The organism is Actinokineospora sp. NPDC051303 (genome assembly GCF_055586285.1).
Genome location: NZ_JBVJIN010000013.1, coordinates 90,287 through 107,788, shown reverse-complemented (window position 1 = coordinate 107,788; position 17,502 = coordinate 90,287). Strand labels below are relative to the sequence as shown.

Genomic DNA, 17,502 nt, shown 5'->3' with positions numbered 1-17,502 from the left:
AAGGGAAAGTGGGGGTCACCGCCTACGCCGCGGTCGCTTCCGCGTCGCCACTCCGACGTCACCGGGCGTCGAGTAGCTTGATCTGCTCCTCGATCAGTGCCAAAGAATCGTCCTCGGACAGCGCCGCGCGCACGGAGTCGTCCCATTTCGTCTGATAGGCCAGCACCAGCTCGTCGTCGCCCGCGGTGAAGAAGTCCTTGTCGAGCATTTCGAGAAACAACACGGTCTCGGTTTCGGACTCGGAGTCGCCTTCGACGTCGAGGAGGATGAACGGGCCGTCCATCGCCGCGTGCCAGCCCGCCGCGTAGTCGATCACCTGGATCGTGACCTTCGGGTCGTCGGCCAGCGCGCGCAGCTCCCGCAACTGCTCGGACATCACTTCGGGGCCGCCGATCACCCGGCGGATCACGCTCTCGTCGACCACCAGCGTCAGCTCCGGCCCGTCCGCCCCGCGCAGGCGCCGCTGGCGCTCTCGGCGGGCCTCCTCGGCCAGGTCGAGGTCGTCGCCGCTGAAGTAGTTCGCCAGCAGCGACCGCGTGTAGCGGGCGGTCTGCGCCGGGCCGGGCACGAGCAGCGGGTGCGCCTGCCGGATCACGGTGGCCGCGGACTCGTAGCTGAACAGGTTGCCGACCGGGCCGTTCAACACGCTCTTGTACTGGTCGTACCACGCGCGTTTGCGGGTTTCCCGCGCCATCGCGACGAACTTGTCGACCTGCTCGGGGTCGGTCACGCCGTACTCGGTGAGCAGTGCCTTCATGTCGGACGCGGAGACGCCGCCTACGCCTGCCTCCAGGCGGATCAACTTGGACAGCGACCACTCCATGGCGGCGGCGACCTCGGGCTGGGTCCGGGCGAGTTGTTCGCGCAGCCTGCGGACGCGGCGGCCGATCAGCCGCCGGAAGAACCGGGGGTCGCGCGTCCTGGCCACGGTCCACTCCTCTCGTGTTCCCGTGCTGACCTTCACTCTACCGGGTGTCGCCCATGTTCAGCTTGACACCTGTCACTTTGGCGATACTCAGCCCTGGCCAGCGTTGCCGAACCTAGCACGCGGATTCGTCGTCGGCGGACTGACGCGCTCTGTGCCGACACACTCTGACCACCACCCGTCCTTGTGCCCGTCGGTGGCGATCGACTACGAAGAGTGATGACAACGGGTGGCTTTCGCGCGTATCGGGAATGCGACACCCAAGCAGCGGATTCATCGACCCCGGGTGGGCGGGAATAATCATCCTGTTCGCCTCCGTGGCCGGGGGCTGGGGAGGGGGGTCATTGTGTCGGTCTCGAACAATGTGGTCTGGCGGAAGAGCACCCGCTGCGAGAGTGGAAAGTGCGTGGAAGTAGCCTGGCGCGCCGCGACGACCTCCATCCGCGACTCGAAGAATCCTGGACAGACGGTGGACATTCCCACCCGGTCCGCCCGCCTGCTCTTCGACTTCCTCCGGGGCTAGGGTCCTGGCCAGCGGCTATCCGGCGGCTGGGCGCGTGGCGGCCCGCCTGCGCCGAATGGCCGATCGGCGGAAGCCGCTCGGGCGGAAAAATGGCGTAAAACAGCGATTCCCCGGCGACTCGCCACGCTTCCAGAGGGGTCCGGCGAAGTCTTCTCGGAATCGCCCCCGGCTCGCCCTGTCGGACTGTTCGCAAAAATGGACAGAAAGCGGTTAATGATCTCTCCGGTGTCCATTTTCTGTCGTTTCCGGCATGGCGTGTCACTTCCGGCCGCGAAACCGCGCCGCGGCGAGATCCGCCGACCGGCCGCCGGTCACTCTCGACGTCCGGAAGGCCACTGCCAGTGACCACAGTGGACAGGTTCGGACAAAGCGGCGAGGTCGGGCGCGGCCTGGGAAAACGGGTCAGCGACCCGGGTCACACCAGCATGGGGGCGGCGCGCGGAGGTGGAAAACCAGTGCGACCATTGCGGCATGGCGCATGGAAAGTCGGAGCCCACCCGCATCCTCATCCTGGGTGGCGGTTACGTCGGTTTGTACACGGCGCTCGGGCTCCAGCGAAAGCTCCGTTCCGGTGAGGCCTCGGTCACGGTGATCGACCCGCAGCCGCACATGACCTACCAGCCGTTTCTCCCCGAGGCGGCCGCTGGCGCGATCGAGCCGCGGCACGTGGTCGTGCCGCTGCGGCGCGCCCTCAAGCGCTGCCACGTGATCACCGCGCGGGCCACCGGCATCGAGCACGCCCGCAAGGTCGTCACCATCGAGGCCGCCGACGGGCACACCGAGGAGTTGGGCTACGACGTGCTCGTCGTCGCGCTCGGCTCGGTGGCCCGGCTGCTGCCGATCCCCGGCCTCGCCGAGCACGGCATCGCGTTCAAGACCATCGGCGAGGCCATCTACCTGCGCAACCACGTGATGACCAAGCTCGACCAGGCCGACAGCACGCTCGACCCCGAGCTGCGCAAGAAGCTGCTGACGTTCACCTTCGTCGGCGGCGGCTTCGCGGGCATCGAGGCGCTGGGCGAGCTGGAGGACATGGCCCGCTTCGCCACCCAGTACTACAAGAACGTCGAGCCGGAGGACCTGCGGTTCGTGCTGGTCGAGGCCGCCGGGCGGGTGCTGCCGGAGGTCCGCGAGAGCCTCGGCGTCTACACCGTCATGCAGCTGGAGAAGCGCGGCATCGAGGTCTACCTGTCGACGCTGGCCAAGTCGTTCGAGAACGGCCACGTCGTCCTCTCCGACGGCACCGAGTTCGACAGCGACACCATCGTCTGGACCGCGGGCGTCAAGTCCAACCCGGTGCTGGGCGCCTCCGACCTGCCGCTGACCAAGCAGGGCAGGCTGCGCGCCACCGCGGCGCTGCGCGTCGAGGGCCTGCCCGACGCGTGGACCGCCGGTGACTGCGCCGCGGTCCCGGACCTGTCGCGCACCCCGGACGACCCGACCGCGATCTGCGCCCCGAACGCCCAGAACGCCGTCCGGCAGGCCCGCCTGCTGGCCAAGAACATCGTGGTGGCCCTGCGCGGCGGCAAGCCCAAGGAGTACTACCACAAGAACATCGGCTCGGTCGCCAGCCTCGGCCTGCACAAGGGCGTCGGGGACGTGTTCAACGTCAAGGCCAAGGGCTTCATGGCCTGGGCGATGCACCGCGCCTATCACGTCAAGGCGATGCCCACGGTCAACCGCAAGGTCCGGATCACGCTGGACTGGTTAACGGGAGGACTCTTCCGGCGTGAGGTCATCTCGATGGGTCAGATCAATGATCCGAAGGCGGAGTTCGTCAGAGTTTCCAAAGGTTGACCGGCAAACGGCCCAAAGCGCATTGGGCCACCCGGCCGGAAATCCGAGAAACCCGTCCCGAGACATGGAATCGCGCCTTAGGCTGCGGCTGCCCCCGTAGCCCAACAGGCAGAGGCAGCCCCCTTAAAAGGGGTCGAGTGCCGGTTCGAATCCGGTCGGGGGCACAAAGCGGAACTGTCCACTCACGCAGAGTCAGTATGGTGGGCGTCCGCACTGGACACCTGTGCGGTGGACTTGTTGACGCTTTGCCAACCGCGCTGGCCCCCGGGCGCTTGTTCGCAGGCATGTCCACTCTGGAACCGAAACGAACCCTCTAAGCTCGGCCAGGTGGCGGAGTACCGGATCGACGACCTGGCGCGGGCGGCAGGCACCTCGGTGCGCAATGTGCGCGTTTACCAGGACCGCGAGTTGCTGCCGCCGCCCGAGCGCCGCGGCCGCACCGCGATCTACGGCGACCGGCACCTGTCCCGGCTGCGGCTGATCCTCAACATGCTCGACCGCGGCTACGCGTTCGCGCAGATCAAGGAGATGCTCGACGCCTGGCAGTCCGGGCACAGCCTGGCCGACGTGCTCGGCCTGGAGGAGGCGACCGGGGCGGCCTCGTCGCACGAGCGGCCCGCGGTCATCGCGCTGGCCGATCTGACCCGCATGTTCGGCGCCCAGCTCACCCCGGCCAATATCGCCAAAGCGTTGCGATTGGGCATCCTGGCGCGGCACGGCGCGCACTTCGTCGCGCCCAGTCCGAAGCTGCTCGAAGTGGGCCACGAACTGGTCCGGCTCGACGTTCCGCTCGCCGAGGTGCTGGACTTGGCCGCCGAACTGCAGACCGAGACGGATCGGGTCACCGGTTTGCTGGTCAACCTGGTCCGCAAGTACGTGTTGGACCCCAAGGGGCCGGACTGGCTGCCCAGTGGCGAAGAACTGCCGCACTACGCCGACGTGATCTCACGGCTGCATCCATTGGTCATGTCCGCGCTAAGCGCGGCGGTCGACAGGTCGGCGCGGCGCGTAATCCCGGAGATCATGGGCGATCGATTGATCGCATTGGCGGAACGGGCCCGCGCGACGCAAGAGCGGGAATAGCGGCGCCGCTCATCCATTCATCCGGTCATTGTCGAGGCCGTTCGCGGACCCTTGCACGTTGTCAACGGCCGTTGTAACGTTCGTCATTGTCATGTAATGCCCAGGTCATCGCAGCCCGCCGCCCCGCTTCGGGCCGACGACGCACGCCCGAAGGAGCCGCCATGTCCAGCGAACCGCTCCGCTTCCCCGGCTCGACGCGCCACCCGCTGCCCCGGCGCCGGACCGTGCGCTCGGGCGCGGCCGAGCTGGCGGTGTTCGAGCAGGGCGACCCCGGCTCGCCGACGCTGCTGCTGGTCCACGGCTACCCCGACACCCACCGGCTCTGGGACGACATGGCCGAACGGCTCGCCGAGAACTTCCACGTCGTCCGCTACGACACCCGGGGCAGCGGCGAGTCGACCGCGCCGCGCAAACGGTCGGCCTACCGCACCCAGCGTCTCGCCGAAGACCTGTTCGCCGTCGCCGACGCCGTCAGCCCGGATGAGCCGGTGCACGTCGTCGCGCACGACTGGGGGTCCATCCAGGCCTGGGAGGCGGTCACCGAGCCCGACGCGGACACCCGCATCGCCTCGTTCACCTCCGTCTCCGGGCCGTGCCTCGACCACGTCGGCCACTGGATGCGGCGCAGGCTGTCCCGGCCCACCCCGGCGAACGTCCGCCAGCTCCTAGGTCAGCTCGCACACTCCTGGTACATCTACCTGTTCCACCTGCCCGTGCTGCCCGGCCTCGCCTGGCGCACCGTGATCGGACCCCGGTGGGGCGAGATCCTGCGCCGCGTCGAAGGCGTCCGGCACCGGCCCGCGCCCACCATCCGCGCGGACGCGGCCAGGGGAGTGCAGCTCTACCGGGCGAACATGGTCCCCCTGCTCAGCCGCCCCCGGCAGCGCCCGGCCACGATGCCGGTGCAGGTCGTCATCCCGACCCGCGACCGGTTTGTCACCGCGGCGTTGGCCGAGGATCTGGAACGCTGGGTCGGGCGGCTGTGGCGCCGCGAGGTGGTCGCCGGGCACTGGGCGCCCGCGGCCCGCCCGGACGTGCTCGCGCGGATGGTCGAGGAGTTCGTCGAGCACGTCAACGGCTCCCCGATGACCAGAAGCCTGCAACGCGCCCGGGTCGGCGCCCCCGATCGCGGCCTCACCAACCGGCTCGCCGTCGTCACCGGCGCGGGCAGCGGGATCGGCCGGGCCACCGCCGCCGCGTTCGCCGAGCGCGGCGCGGAGGTCGTCGTCGCCGACATCGACTTCGACGCCGCCCGCCGCACCGCCGCCGAGATCGGCCCGGCAGCCTACCCGTACCGGGTGGACGTCGCCGACGACGTGGCCATGCGCCAGTTTGCCGAGGACGTGGCCACCGAGCACGGCGTGCCGGACATCCTGGTGAACAACGCGGGCATCGGCATGGCCGGGTCGTTCCTGGGCACCAGCGCCGCCGACTGGCAGCGGATCGTGGACGTCAACCTGCTCGGCGTCGCCAACGGCTGCCGCGAGTTCGGCGCGCTCATGGCCGAGGCGGGCGAGGGCGGGCACATCGTCAACCTGGCCTCCGCGGCCGCCTACACGCCCAGCCGCGCCATGTCGGCGTACGCGGCGACCAAGGCGGCCGTGCTGATGCTGTCGGACTGCCTGCGCGCCGAACTGGCCGACCAGGGCATCGGCGTCAGCGCCATCTGCCCCGGCATCGTCGCCACGGACATCACCAAGACCACCCGCTTCACCGGCGTGGACGAGGTCGAGCAGCGGCGGCTGCGCCAGCAGGCGACCAAGGCCTACGCCCGCCGCGGCTTCGGCCCGGAGCGGGTGGCCGAGGAAATCCTGCGCGCGGTGGACAGCGGCGCCGCCGTCGTCCCGGTCACCCCCGAGGCCAAAATCGCCCGCGTCGTCGCCCGGCTCGCCCCCGGCCTGATGCGCCGCGCCGCCCGACTCGACGTGCTTCGCTGAAGGAGGCCCGCGTGATGCCTGACCCCACCGACAAGGTCGTGCTGCACGCCCGGGACGTGCGCTTCGACTGGTCCACCGTCCCCGCGCACTGGATACCCGGCGAACCGGTGGCCTCGCACGCCCTGAACACCCTGCACCTCGTCCTGCCCGAGGGCGAACGCTGGTTCGTGCGCGTGTTCAAACAGGCCCTCCCGCACATCCGCGACGAAGAACTCCGCGCGGACGTGCTGGGCTTCATCGGCCAAGAGGCCATGCACGCCGAAGCCCACCAAGGGGCGGCCGACCATCTCGCCGAACAGGGACTCGACCCGGCGCCGTTCGTCGCGCAGGTCGAGTGGATGTTCCGCTCCCTCCTCGGCGACCGGGACATGACCGGGGACGCCCAGCACCAGTGGCTCCTGGAACGGCTGTCGGTCATCGCGGCCGTCGAGCACTTCACGGCCGTGCTGGGGCACTGGGTGCTGACCGCGCCCCTGGAGTCAGCCGGGGCCGACCCGACAATGCTCGACCTGCTGCGCTGGCACGGGGCGGAAGAAGTCGAACACCGCTCGGTCGCCTTCGACCTGTATATGCATTTGGACGGGCGCCAGGGGCGGCGGCTGCGCGCCATGGTGATCGCGGGACCGCTGTTGATCTGGCTGCTGCTGCGGTGCACTCGGTGGCTGCTGACGCACGACCCGCAGCGGCCCGCGCGTCCCCGGTGGAGCGATTACCGGCGGCTGGTGCGGCGGGGATTGCTGCCGGGGGCTCGGGAGTTGCTGCGCGCGTTCTGGCGGTATCTGCCTCGTTCGTATCACCCTCGCAATGAGGGGTCTACCGAGTTGGCTGTGGCGTATCTGGCCAGCTCGCCTGCGGCTCGGGCGGCTGGGTGATGGCGTGATTCGGGTTCCGTTGGGGCTGGGTTTCGTGGGGTTGCTCGATGGGGTTCCGTGGGTGGCTGGTTCTGGGGGTCCGCTCGATGGGGTGGAGTGGTTTCTTCGGGGCCCCTACGAAGGAAGATCGCCGTGTGAAAGACGGGTGGGAAGCCTACGGCCTCACACGTGCGGAGCCAGCTTAGCGATCTTCCTTCTCCCCCGAAGAAACCACTCCACCCCATCGAGCACCTGGCAGCTTGGGGTGCCTGTTGGCGGGGGGAAGAGGGTGCGTCGTGTCTGTGGATAACTCGCGATCGTCGGTGGTTCGGGGGACCGGTGGGCACGTGCTGGGCGTGCCGCCGGATCTGTATGGGCGGGATCGGGTGGACCGGGCGATGCTGGGGGTGGCTCGGTTGGTGTCGGGGGTGCTGCGGTTGAGCCGCCGTGGGGGGCGTCGGCAGCCGGTGGTGCGGGCGGTGGATCGGGACCTGCGGCTGGTTGTGCGGGCGGTCGTCGCCGAGGCTGAGGGGGTGGTGTCGCTGCGGTTGGCCGACCCCGCTGGGGGTGCGCTGCCGCCGTGGCGGCCGGGTGCTCATCTGGATGTGGTGCTGCCCTCGGGTAGGCAACGGCAGTACTCGCTGTGCGGAGATCCGGCGGACCGCTTCGGGTATCGGATCGCGGTTCGGCTGGTGCCGGGTGGGGGCGGTGGGTCGGTGGAGATCCACTCGTCGGTTCGGGTGGGGGACGTGCTGACGGTGCGGGGGCCGCGCACCGCGTTTCCGTTCGTTGGGCGGGGGCCGTACCTGTTTCTCGCGGGAGGCATTGGGATCACGCCGATCCTGCCGATGGTGCGTGCGGCCGAGAACCTGGGGGCGGACTGGCGGTTGGTCTACACCGGGCGGACACGGGCATCGATGCCTTTCCTGGACGAGCTTCCCGGCGGCGCGCGAGTGTCCATAGTGGAAGGAATGCCGACCGCGGCCGAACTTTTGGCCGCCGCGCCGGAGGGGGCCTCGGTCTACCTGTGCGGGCCGCCGCCGATGGTGGCCGCTGTCCGGCGGGAATGGGCTGGGGCGTTGCACTTCGAGCGGTTCTCCGCGGCGCCGGTGGTGAATGGCAGGCCGTTCGAGATGCAGGTCGGTGTGGGTGGGCCGGTCGTGTCGGTCGCCGCGGACGAGACCGCGTTGACAGCGTTGTTGCGGGTGCGGCCGGATGCGGCTTACTCGTGCAGACAAGGGTTTTGCGGCACCTGCGAGGTCAAGGTGGCCGCGGGCGCCGTCGACCGGCGGGGCCGTGCGGTGTCCGAAGAGGACTCGATGCTGGTGTGTGTCTCGCGGGCGGTCGGCGACCGGCTCGTGCTGGATGTGTGAAGGGAAGTCCCATGACAATCGAGGTCGTCTACGACCGGCGCGGCCAAGGCAGCCCGCTGGTGCTGCTGCACGGCATCGGACACCGCTGGCAAGCCTGGGAACCGGTGCTCGACCGGCTTGCCGAGCGACACGACGTCATCGCGCTCGACCTGCCCGGCTTCGGGGCTTCGCCAGCGCTGTCGCCGGACCGCAAGCACGACGTCGACGGGATGATCGAGGCACTGGGCGAGGTCTTCGCCGACCTCGGAATCGAGCGGCCGCACCTGGCGGGCAACTCGCTGGGCGGAATGCTGGCGCTGGAGATGGCCTCCCGAGGGCTGGCCGCGTCGGCGACCGCGTTCGCCCCGGCCGGGTTCTGGTCCCCCCGGGGACGGGCGTGGGCGATCCGGATTCTCAGCATGGTGCGGCTGACGGCGCGGGCGCCGCTGCGCGAGGTGCTGTTCCAGCGGAAACTGGTGCGGGTGCTCGGCGGCAGTGTCCTGTTCGGAAAGCCTGGGGTGATCAGCGCTGAGGTGATGCTCGCCGACATGGCGGCCATGGTCGCGGCACCGGGATTTGACGCTGTTATCGCGGCGGGTGGGGCTGATTATGTTTACGCCTGTCCGGCGCCTGCGGTGCCGGTGACGGTCGCTTGGGGGACTCGGGATCGGGTGCTGTGGCCTCGGCAGGCTCGTCGGGCTGTGGAGTTGTTGCCTGCTGCTCGGCATGTGTCGCTGCGGGGGTGCGGGCATGTGCCGATGAGCGATGATCCTCGGCGGGTGGCTGAGTTGATCTTGGGGACTTGTCGGGGTGTTGGGTAGCTGGGGTCGTGTTGTCTGCTCGATGGGGTGGAGTGGTTTCTTCGGGGCCCCTACGAAGGAAGATCGCCGTGTGAAAGACGGGTGGGATGCCTTCGGCCTCACACGTGCGGAGCCAGCTTAGCGATCTTCCTTCTCCCCCGAAGAAACCACTCCACCCCATCGAGCACCTGGCAGGGCCGGGTTCCTGCTGGTAGGGGGCTTGGGTTCGCTGTCTCCGCCCTCATCGAGCACCTGGCAGCTTTGGGTGCTGCTGGCAGGAACGCGGGTTCGCTGATCCGTCCTCGCCGGGCACCTGGCAGCTCTTGGGTGCGGTTGGCAGGAGGGTGGTTCGCTGCGTTTGTTCTGCCTGTTGAGCACTTGGCGGCGTTGGTGCGGTGGTTGGCGGGGGCTTGCTTGGGGGAATGGCAGAGGCCCCGCCTTCGCGAGGGGCGAAGGCGGGGCCTCTGTGGGGCTTGCTGTGAGGCAGCTGGGTCAGTCGCTGCTCTGGAGCATGTACAGCAGGCGCAGGATCTCCAGGTACAGCCAGACCAGGGTGGTCATCAGGCCGAAGGCGACGTACCAGGCCCACTTGGCGGGGGTGCCGGTGCGGATCATCTGGTCGGCCATGTCGAAGTCGAGCAGGAAGTTGAACGCGGCGATGCCGATGAACAGCAGGGAGATGCCGATGCCCAGCGGGCCAGCGTCGCGCAGGCCCATGTTCACGCCGAACATCGAGAGGATCAGGTTGACCAGCATGAGGCCTGCCGCGCCCATGGTGGCGCCGATGATCCACTTGGTGAGCTTCGGGGTGACCTTGATCGCGCCGGTCTTGTAGACCACCAGCATGGTGATGAACACCAGGGCCGTGCCGAGGATGGCCTGGAACGCGATGCCGGGGACCAGGGCCTCGAATACTCCGGTGATCGCGCCGAGGAAGACGCCCTCGGCGGCGGAGTAGGCGAGCACCAGGGCCGGGTTGGGGGTCTGCTTGAAGATGATGATCAGCGACAGCACCAAGCCGACGAGCAGGCCCGCGATCATCGGGGGGTACGGGCTGATGGAGCCGCCCAGGACCGCCACGGCGGTGATGACGCCGATGATCAGGGCGGTGCCCAGAGTCATCGCGGTCTTGGTGACAACGTCGTCCACGGTCATGGGACGGTCGCTGCCGGCTGCGGGCGCAGCGCCGTAGCCGCCATATCCGGGCGGACCCGGCTGCTGGTAGCCCTGGGCCTGAGGTTGGAAGCCGGCGTACGAGCCGTAACCGCTGTTCGGCAGGTTGCGGAACGCGGGGTTGCTGGTAGAGCGCACCTGATCCTCCTGGGCCTGAATGGCGCCTTGCACGGGTTCAACGATCGACCCGGCTGACCGGTTCCCGTTGGGTAAAACACACTTTACCCGCACCGGCCACGCCGCCGATTTGGAACCTGGGATGCCCGGTCTCGATCCACTGATGACGCTCAGCGTAACCAAGGCGGAGTCTGGAGCAGCGGTGATTACTCCCTTCGGGCGGCAACTGTGACCTTTGGTGGGAGTCGACCAGGGGCGATGCCGCTGCGTGAGGGACGGTGAATCCTCCCAATGGCGGGTTGCGGGCCTGGCGGAGAGCCACCAGGCTCGGCCAAGGTGCGCGCTGAGTGTCCACACGGTCACGTGACGTGGCCCACGTCTCCCCGGCTCTCGGTTCGCGCCACCGGGATCGTCAGGGACACCAAGCGCGGGCGGCGTGCGCTGCCGTCGCGCGGCAAGGAGCGGACTACACAATGGGGCGAACCACACTGGGCGCGCGCCTGACCGCGGGGGCAGCGGGCGTCGCGACGCTGGCCGCGGTCTTCCTCGCGGTCGGCGCGCCGACCGCCACCGCCGAAATCCAGAACGGGCTGGGCTACGAGACCGCCCCCGCCCAGCCGTACAAGGGCAATCCCGACGCCTCGGACTGGCTCGGCTCTTACCTGGTCGGCGGAAAGCAGGTGTGGTGCGTCCAGTACGCGCACCTCGCCCCGGACTCCGACGAGCAGTACCACCCGGGCGAGCCGCTCAAGACCAAGTGGGGCACCGAGCTGGAACCCACTGTCGCGGCCGACATCTCTTACCTCCTCTTGCGCTACACGAACACCACGAGCGCGGACGAGTCCGCCGCCCTGGCCCACCTGCTGCACCAGTGGACCGCCGGGCCGCAGAACCCCGGCCAGCTCGACCCCGGCAACGACTTCCGCACGATCGCCTACGACGCGCCGTACCACCTGGCGAAGCTGCCCGCGTCCGCGCAGGCCGCGGTCAACCGGCTCAAGGAAGACGCCAGCGCCAACCACGGCCCGTGGACGACCGCGATCGCCAAGCCGACCAAGCCGCAGATCATCGGCACCCCGGACACCTGGACGATCGAGGTCCGCAACGCCGCCGACAAGGGCGTGGCCAAGGTCCCGGTGACCATCACCCTCACCGACGCCACCTCTGGCGGTAAGAGCACGCTGACAGTCCCCACGAAGGACGACGGCAGCGGCATCCCGCTTGAGGTCATCCCGACGGGGCCGAACCCGTCCGTGAAGATCAGCCTGGCCAGCCCGGCCGACCGCCCGATCGTGCAGCAGGCCGTCCAGGTCAACACCCAGCGCGTGGTGAGCACCGGCGGCGAGAAGCAGCTCACCGCCGAGAGCAAGACCACGGCGGTGACCGCGCCGGGCGCGGCCAAGGTGACCAAGACCGACGAGAAGACCGGCAAGGGCATCGCCGGGGTTTCCCTGCGGATCACCGCGGCCGACAAGACCGCCCCCGCGGTCGCCCAGGACGGCAAGCCGCTCGTCGGCGAGGACACCACGCCGCTGGTCGTGGTGACCGGCGCGGACGGCACGGCCGAGGTGCCGAACCTGAAGACCCCGCAGGAGATCTGTGTCACCGAGGTCGCCGCGCCGCCGGGCTATGAGCAGGCGTTCGACCCGGCCGCGCCGCCGTCGGCGTGCGGGAACGTGGAACCGGGCGGCACGCTTGCCTTGACGCTGGTCAACAAGCCGAACGTGCCTACCGTGCCGCAGACAATCCCGGCGGGTGACGGCCCGGCTCTCGCGGCCGCGGTCCTCGACGACGGCGGGCCGTCCACCGGCCTGCTGGTCGCGCTGAGCGCGCTGCTGCTGCTCGCCGCGGGCACCGGCGCCACGATCGTGCGACGCGCCCGCGGCCCGCAGGTGGTCGGCCGCCGGATGCGCAAGGACTGGGGGCACTGAGCGGCATGGCCCACCGAGGTTCGAGGTTCGCCCCGCCCGCGATCGCGGGCGGGGCGGGCCTGCTCGTCGTGGCGGTGACGGCGCTGACGTTCGCCGTCCCCGAGCGGGTGAGCGGCCTGCCGTTCGCCGGGGCCGCCGAGGTCTCGATCTCCGAGGTCCGTGACGCGGCCGCGATGAGCGACGCGGCCCTGCGGAGCCTGCGCCTGCAGATCAAGCCCAAGCCAGAGGCTCCTGCGCAGCAGGCCCCGGCCCCGCAGGCGCCCGCCCCGCAGCAGGCCCCGCCGCCGGTTCCGGCTGCGGCCCCCGCGCCGGTCCAGCCCAAGCCGTCCGGGCAGCGCCCCGGCACGGTCCGGCTGGCCAAGGGCGGCACGGCGACCCTGATCCGCAAGGAACTCGACGCCGACGCCACCCTCCCGGTCCCCAGCGGGGTGCGGGAGGCCACCTGGTGGGGCGCCGGGCTCGACGCGCCCACCGGGGCGACGGTGTTCGCCGGACACGTCAACTGGAAGGGCCAGACGGGCCCGTTCGCCGAACTGTGGGATGCGCGTTCTGGCGATACCGTGTCCGTTGTGGACGCGGAGGGGCGTCCCTGGCGGTACCGCGTCTCGCGCGTGGAGACCGTCGCCAAGCACGACCTGCCCAAGCGGGCCGAAGAGTTCTTCGGTCAGGCGGGCCCGCACCGGTTGGTGCTGGTCACCTGCGGCGGCCAGTGGGTCGGCGGGCAGGACGGGTACGAGTCGAACCGCGTCGTGATCGCGGTTCCCGAGTAAGAGCTGACGACAGCGTAAGAACGACCGAGGGCAACGGGCTCTCGGCGAAGGCGTCTATCCGTTCGGGGAGGAAAAGCCGCAGACCCTCTTGGGAGAACACGATGAACAGACGGGTGAGCAGACGCTGGGACACCATCGGCATCGGTCTGGGACTGGTGGTGACGTTCATCGTGTTAGTGGCGCTCGGCACGGTCCGGCCTGACAGCGGCCGTGGCACCGTGCCGGGCACCCCGGTCCCTCAGGGCGCGGCGAGTCCCGCGGCCTGGATGCGCAAACTGGCCCCCGGTGAGAAACCACCGCAGTTCGTGTTGTTCTCCTTCGACGGCGCGGGCTCCCACCAGCACTGGCAGCGCTTCCTGCGGCTGGCGGGGGACGTCGACGCGCACTTCTCCGCATTCCTCTCCGGGATCTACCTGCTCACCGATTCACGGAAGACCGACTACATCGGACCCGGCCACCGGCCCGGCCGCGCCACGATCACCTTCGGCGGGTCCGAACAGGACGTGCGCGCCCTCATCGGCGATCTGAACACCGCCGTCGCCCAGGGACACGAGATCGGCACCCACTACAACGGACACTTCTGCCGGGGCGTGGAGCCCAGCGTCGGCCGCTGGGACACTGCCCAGTGGACCAGCGAACTCGACCAGTTCTTCGCCTTTGTCGAGCGCGCCGAAGCCCTCGGCCTGCGGATCGACCGCGGCGCGATCAAGGGCGGGCGCACCCCGTGCCTGGAGGGCCGCTTCGACCAGTTGGCGCCCGTGCTCGCCGCGCGCGGCATGACCTACGACTCCAGCAAGGTCACCGACGGCCTGGCGTGGCCGACGCGGCGGGACGGCCTGTGGGAGTTCCCGCTGCCGAGCGTGCGGGTGCCCGGCGCGGGGTTCCGGCACGCGATCATGATGGATTACAACTTCTGGTTCCTGCTCAACCGGGGCAAGGACGAGCCCGCCCGCGCCGAGGAGTTCACCCGGGTCACTCTGGAGACCTACCAGCGCGCTTACCGGGCCGCGTATAACGGAAATCGGGCGCCGATGGTCGTGGGCAACCACTTCAACGAATGGTCCGGGGGCGCGTTCATGGCCGCGACGGAGCGGTTCATGGGCGAGGTGTGCGTGCGCCCGGAGACGGTCTGCGCGACCCACACCGAGGTCATCGCCTGGATGGCGCTGCAAGACCCGGCCGTGCTGGCCGCCTACCGCGCCATGCCCAACGCCCAGATCACCGAGTAGGGCTGACCACTATTCAGTGAACCGACTTGCCTCGGATAATGAAAACCGATACCAATACGTAGGTCCTAGCTTCTCGCTTCTGGAGACCTCACGTGAAGATCGCCTTCGTCGGCAAGGGCGGCAGCGGCAAGACCACGCTCGCTTCGCTGTTCCTCCGTCACCTCGCCGCCGAGACGCCCGCGCCCGCCCTGCTGGCGCTGGACGCGGACATCAACCAGCACCTCGCCGCCGCCCTCGGCGCGCCGGAGGACCTGGTGATGCCCACTCTCGGAGCGAACCTCCCCGTCATCAAGGACTACCTGCGCGGCGACAACCCGCGCGTGCTCTCGACCGCCGACATGGTCAAGACGACCCCGCCCGGACGCGGGTCGCGGCTGGTCGGCATCGACGAGGACAACCCCGTCTACCGGGAGTGCGTGCGCGAGGTCGGCGGCATCCGGCTCGCGGTCACTGGGCCGTTCACCGAGGGCGACCTCGGCGTCGCCTGCTACCACTCCAAGGTCGGCGCGGTCGAGCTGCTGCTCAACCACATGGTCGACGGGCCGGGGGAGTACGCCGTGGTCGACATGACCGCGGGCGCCGACTCGTTCGCGTCCGGCCTGTTCACCCGGTTCGACGTCACCTTCCTAGTGTGCGAGCCCACCGTGCGCAGCATCGGCGTTTACCGGCAGTACCTCGGCTACGCCCGGGACTTCGGGGTGCGCCTCGCGGTCGTCGGCAACAAGATCAGCGACGGCGAGGACCTCGCCTTCCTGCGCGACCAGATCGGCGACGACCTGCTCACCTGGGTCGGCCGGTCCGCGCACGTGCGCGCGGCCGAGCGCGGTAATCTGCGTCCCATCGACACGCTGGAGCCGGAGAACCGCGACGCGCTGCGCGCCATGCGGACCCTGGTCGACGGCGTCGAGAAGGACTGGCCCACCTACCAGCGCCAGGCCGTCGAGTTCCACCTGCGCAACGCGCGGGCGTGGGCGAGCGACCGCGCGGGCCGCGACCTGGCCGACCAGATCGACCCGGACTTCGTGCCCGGTCCGGTGGCGCTGGCCCATTAGGACTGATCGCGACCACGGACGGCGGGGCTGCGGTGTTGCCGTTCGTGGTGGCCCGGGTACCGTCATTCCATGGCCTTCCAGCAGGAACGCGACCCCGTGGCTTTCACGGTCGTGCGACACGGGTTCGACCGGACCCAGGTGACCCAGCACGTGCAGCGGTTGGAGGTCGAGGCCGCCCGCGCCGCCGCCGAACGCGACGAGATCCGCGTCCGGCTGGACGAGACCGCGGGCCAACTCGAACTCGCCCGCCGCGAGATCGCGGCCCTCACCGAGCGCCTGGACAAGATCGGCACCGCCGCCGCGGCCGCGTCCGCCCCCAACGCGGCCGAGCGGGCGGCCCGGGCCCTGGTGGTGGCCAAGGCGCAGGCTTCGGAGATCAACAGCCGCGCCAAGGCCGCCGCCGAGACGGTGTGGTCGGCGGCGGAAGACGCCTCAGCCGCCCTGCGCGAGCGCTACACGGCCCTGCTGGCCGAGGTCGACCGCCAGCACGCCGAGGTCCACTCCGCCCACAAGAAGATCATGGACGAGGCCAAGGCCAAGGTCGCCGCCATGACCGCCGAGGCCGAACGCAGGCAGAAGGAAATAGACGACCTCGCCGAACGCGACCGCCAACGCGTCGAGGAGCGTTTCCAGCAGGAAACCAAGGCCAAGCGCGAAGAACTCGCCCGCGAAATCGAAACCGCCCGCCTCACCAGCACCGAAGAAGCCAACCGCCGCGTCCGCGAGGCCACCGAAGAAGCCAACCGAATCATCACCGACGCCACCGGCCGCGTGGAGCGTCTGGACGCCCTGCGCGACCAGTTGGCCGGACGCCTGCGCGGGACATCCGAGCTGATCAACCAGAGCGTGGACCTGTTGGACCCGGTCGAATCCGAAGCCGAACTGATGGCCCCTGAGTCTCTGGAGTCCTTCGACTTGGTCGGGCCACCGGAAGCGGTCGAAGAGCCCGACCGGGATCACAGCCGGGCTCAGTAACTGGACCGCCACCATCTCGGCACTTGGTTCTCTCGGAACTTCACCACTTCTTCCGGCACACCCTTGGCGAAGGCGGTATCCGTAAAATCGGTGTATTTTCCGAATTTTGTTGCCACAAAATCAGTGTGGTCGAGGAAAGTGGCGAAGGCGAAGTCGGTCCAGCCTGCGAAAGCAGTCGCGCCGAAGTCGGTAAATCCGGTGAAGGTAGACCCTGTGAAACGGGCGCCTCCGTTGAAGGCGGTCGAGCCGAATTCGGTATAACCGGTGAAAGTTGTCGAGGTGAAGTTCGCCTCATGTACTTCACACTTATTGAGGACGAAGTCGATTAAGACCGTGCCTGCGAGGTTCAGTGGGGTATTGGGCCAGAACGTGCTTTTGTCCGCAGGCTGTAGGTGGTTGGTGAGGATTTGTTGGGCGGTGACACGGACCTCGCGCTCCTGGCTGCGTTCCTGGTGAACTGGAGGTTCGTCCGTGGCGTCTGGCAGAACGTAAGGCATCCGCAGGTAGGCGCAGAGTACGTTGACGATGGTTTGCCGCTGGGACTCGTTGTCCTGGGCCAAGCGTTCCAAGGCGTAGAGGCCGCCTAGGCGGACCGGGGCTTTGTCGGAGCCGAGTTGCTCGACTGCCTTTGTGTAAAGTTCGGTGATTCGGCGTTCGGCTGCGTCAGCCTTGGTGTCCGCGGCGACTTCGAGTTGGTGGGCCAGGGCGGCTTCTGTCGAACGTTGCCTGCGCCAGGCCAGATAGAGGGCGAAAAGGCCACCGCTGCCCACGCCGATACTCAGGCCGATCTTGAGTGCGTCGAAACGAGCCGTGACCAGTTCGTTGCCGGTGAGTCCTCGGGTTCCGGCCCACCAGAGGGCCGTGACGACGGCTCCGGTGCCGATCAGAATCGCGGTCGTGAACGCCACCAGCTTCCACCGGGGAATCGGTGGAAGCTGGTGGCGGGGTTCTCCGGGCGGGCTCATGGACAGATCATGGCCCGCCGAG

At 69.1% G+C, this 17,502-nt stretch carries 15 protein-coding genes and 1 tRNA gene; 13 read left to right on the top strand and 3 right to left on the bottom strand.

Going from position 1 to position 17,502, the window contains the following annotated elements:
- Positions 1–58: 58 nt before the first annotated feature.
- Entirely contained in the window at positions 59–928 is an 870-nt protein-coding gene (locus ACZ6SD_RS13075; RefSeq protein ID WP_465317137.1) for a DUF5753 domain-containing protein, read from the bottom strand.
- A 226-nt stretch (positions 929–1,154) separates the two neighbouring features.
- On the opposite strand from ACZ6SD_RS13075, the gene ACZ6SD_RS13070 reads away from it, so the two are divergent.
- From ACZ6SD_RS13070 to ACZ6SD_RS13035, 8 genes are all read left to right on the top strand, one after another.
- A complete protein-coding gene (locus ACZ6SD_RS13070; RefSeq protein ID WP_465317136.1) occupies positions 1,155–1,448 on the top strand; it encodes a DUF397 domain-containing protein in 294 nt (97 codons plus the stop codon).
- Between the two features lie 471 nt (positions 1,449–1,919).
- Positions 1,920–3,245: an NAD(P)/FAD-dependent oxidoreductase gene (locus ACZ6SD_RS13065; RefSeq protein ID WP_091450746.1), complete on the top strand. Its 1,326-nt coding sequence runs from the start codon at positions 1,920–1,922 to the stop codon at positions 3,243–3,245.
- Between the two features lie 90 nt (positions 3,246–3,335).
- Positions 3,336–3,409 (top strand) — tRNA-Leu (locus ACZ6SD_RS13060).
- 163 nt (positions 3,410–3,572) lie between these two features.
- A complete protein-coding gene (locus tag ACZ6SD_RS13055; protein ID WP_465317135.1) occupies positions 3,573–4,328 on the top strand; it encodes a MerR family transcriptional regulator in 756 nt (251 codons plus the stop codon).
- Positions 4,329–4,489: 161 nt separating this feature from the next.
- Positions 4,490–6,265: an SDR family oxidoreductase gene (locus tag ACZ6SD_RS13050; RefSeq protein WP_465317134.1), complete on the top strand. Its 1,776-nt coding sequence runs from the start codon at positions 4,490–4,492 to the stop codon at positions 6,263–6,265.
- Positions 6,266–6,279: 14 nt separating this feature from the next.
- Complete coding sequence (locus ACZ6SD_RS13045) at positions 6,280–7,137, top strand: metal-dependent hydrolase (RefSeq protein ID WP_465317133.1); 858 nt, start codon at positions 6,280–6,282, stop codon at positions 7,135–7,137.
- 281 nt (positions 7,138–7,418) lie between these two features.
- Complete coding sequence (locus ACZ6SD_RS13040; RefSeq protein ID WP_465317131.1) at positions 7,419–8,489, top strand: PDR/VanB family oxidoreductase; 1,071 nt, start codon at positions 7,419–7,421, stop codon at positions 8,487–8,489.
- 11 nt (positions 8,490–8,500) lie between these two features.
- Positions 8,501–9,289 carry an alpha/beta fold hydrolase gene (locus ACZ6SD_RS13035; protein WP_465317130.1) on the top strand — a complete coding sequence of 263 codons (789 nt, stop codon included), beginning with the start codon at positions 8,501–8,503 and terminating at the stop codon, positions 9,287–9,289.
- 471 nt (positions 9,290–9,760) lie between these two features.
- Here the strand turns inward: ACZ6SD_RS13035 and ACZ6SD_RS13030 are convergent, their stop codons facing one another.
- Positions 9,761–10,579, bottom strand: a complete 819-nt coding sequence (locus tag ACZ6SD_RS13030; RefSeq protein ID WP_465317129.1) for a Bax inhibitor-1/YccA family protein — start codon at positions 10,577–10,579, stop codon at positions 9,761–9,763.
- Positions 10,580–11,031: 452 nt separating this feature from the next.
- Between ACZ6SD_RS13030 and ACZ6SD_RS13025 the strand changes: the two genes are divergently transcribed.
- The 5 genes from ACZ6SD_RS13025 (at position 11,032) to ACZ6SD_RS13005 (ending at position 16,515) form a co-directional block, all read left to right on the top strand.
- Positions 11,032–12,489: an MSCRAMM family protein gene (locus tag ACZ6SD_RS13025; protein WP_465317128.1), complete on the top strand. Its 1,458-nt coding sequence runs from the start codon at positions 11,032–11,034 to the stop codon at positions 12,487–12,489.
- 173 nt (positions 12,490–12,662) lie between these two features.
- Positions 12,663–13,259, top strand: coding sequence for a class F sortase (locus ACZ6SD_RS13020; RefSeq protein ID WP_465317174.1), 597 nt, complete (start codon positions 12,663–12,665; stop codon positions 13,257–13,259).
- A gap of 101 nt (positions 13,260–13,360) precedes the next feature.
- Positions 13,361–14,488: a polysaccharide deacetylase family protein gene (locus ACZ6SD_RS13015; protein WP_465317127.1), complete on the top strand. Its 1,128-nt coding sequence runs from the start codon at positions 13,361–13,363 to the stop codon at positions 14,486–14,488.
- 92 nt (positions 14,489–14,580) lie between these two features.
- Entirely contained in the window at positions 14,581–15,540 is a 960-nt protein-coding gene (locus ACZ6SD_RS13010) for an ATP-binding protein (protein ID WP_465317126.1), read from the top strand.
- A 69-nt stretch (positions 15,541–15,609) separates the two neighbouring features.
- The gene (locus ACZ6SD_RS13005; protein WP_465317125.1) at positions 15,610–16,515 is read left to right on the top strand and encodes a hypothetical protein; all 906 of its coding nucleotides are present in this window, start codon (positions 15,610–15,612) and stop codon (positions 16,513–16,515) included.
- On the opposite strand, the gene ACZ6SD_RS13000 is transcribed toward ACZ6SD_RS13005, so the two are convergent.
- A complete protein-coding gene (locus ACZ6SD_RS13000) occupies positions 16,509–17,480 on the bottom strand; it encodes a pentapeptide repeat-containing protein (protein ID WP_465317124.1) in 972 nt (323 codons plus the stop codon). The genes ACZ6SD_RS13005 and ACZ6SD_RS13000 overlap by 7 nt on opposite strands.
- Between the last annotated feature and the right edge of the window lie 22 nt (positions 17,481–17,502).

Excerpts from the sequence above, each read along its gene's own strand:
- ACZ6SD_RS13000 (WP_465317124.1), bottom strand. The coding sequence starts at position 17,480 with ATGAGCCCGCCCGGAGAACCCCGCCACCAGCTTCCACCGATTCCCCGG.
- ACZ6SD_RS13035 (WP_465317130.1), top strand. The coding sequence starts at position 8,501 with ATGACAATCGAGGTCGTCTACGACCGGCGCGGCCAAGGCAGCCCGCTG.
- ACZ6SD_RS13015 (WP_465317127.1), top strand. The coding sequence starts at position 13,361 with ATGAACAGACGGGTGAGCAGACGCTGGGACACCATCGGCATCGGTCTG.
- ACZ6SD_RS13050 (WP_465317134.1), top strand. The coding sequence starts at position 4,490 with ATGTCCAGCGAACCGCTCCGCTTCCCCGGCTCGACGCGCCACCCGCTG.
- ACZ6SD_RS13045 (WP_465317133.1), top strand. The coding sequence starts at position 6,280 with ATGCCTGACCCCACCGACAAGGTCGTGCTGCACGCCCGGGACGTGCGC.
- ACZ6SD_RS13020 (WP_465317174.1), top strand. The coding sequence starts at position 12,663 with ATGAGCGACGCGGCCCTGCGGAGCCTGCGCCTGCAGATCAAGCCCAAG.
- ACZ6SD_RS13065 (WP_091450746.1), top strand. The coding sequence starts at position 1,920 with ATGGCGCATGGAAAGTCGGAGCCCACCCGCATCCTCATCCTGGGTGGC.
- ACZ6SD_RS13025 (WP_465317128.1), top strand. The coding sequence starts at position 11,032 with ATGGGGCGAACCACACTGGGCGCGCGCCTGACCGCGGGGGCAGCGGGC.
- ACZ6SD_RS13005 (WP_465317125.1), top strand. The coding sequence starts at position 15,610 with ATGGCCTTCCAGCAGGAACGCGACCCCGTGGCTTTCACGGTCGTGCGA.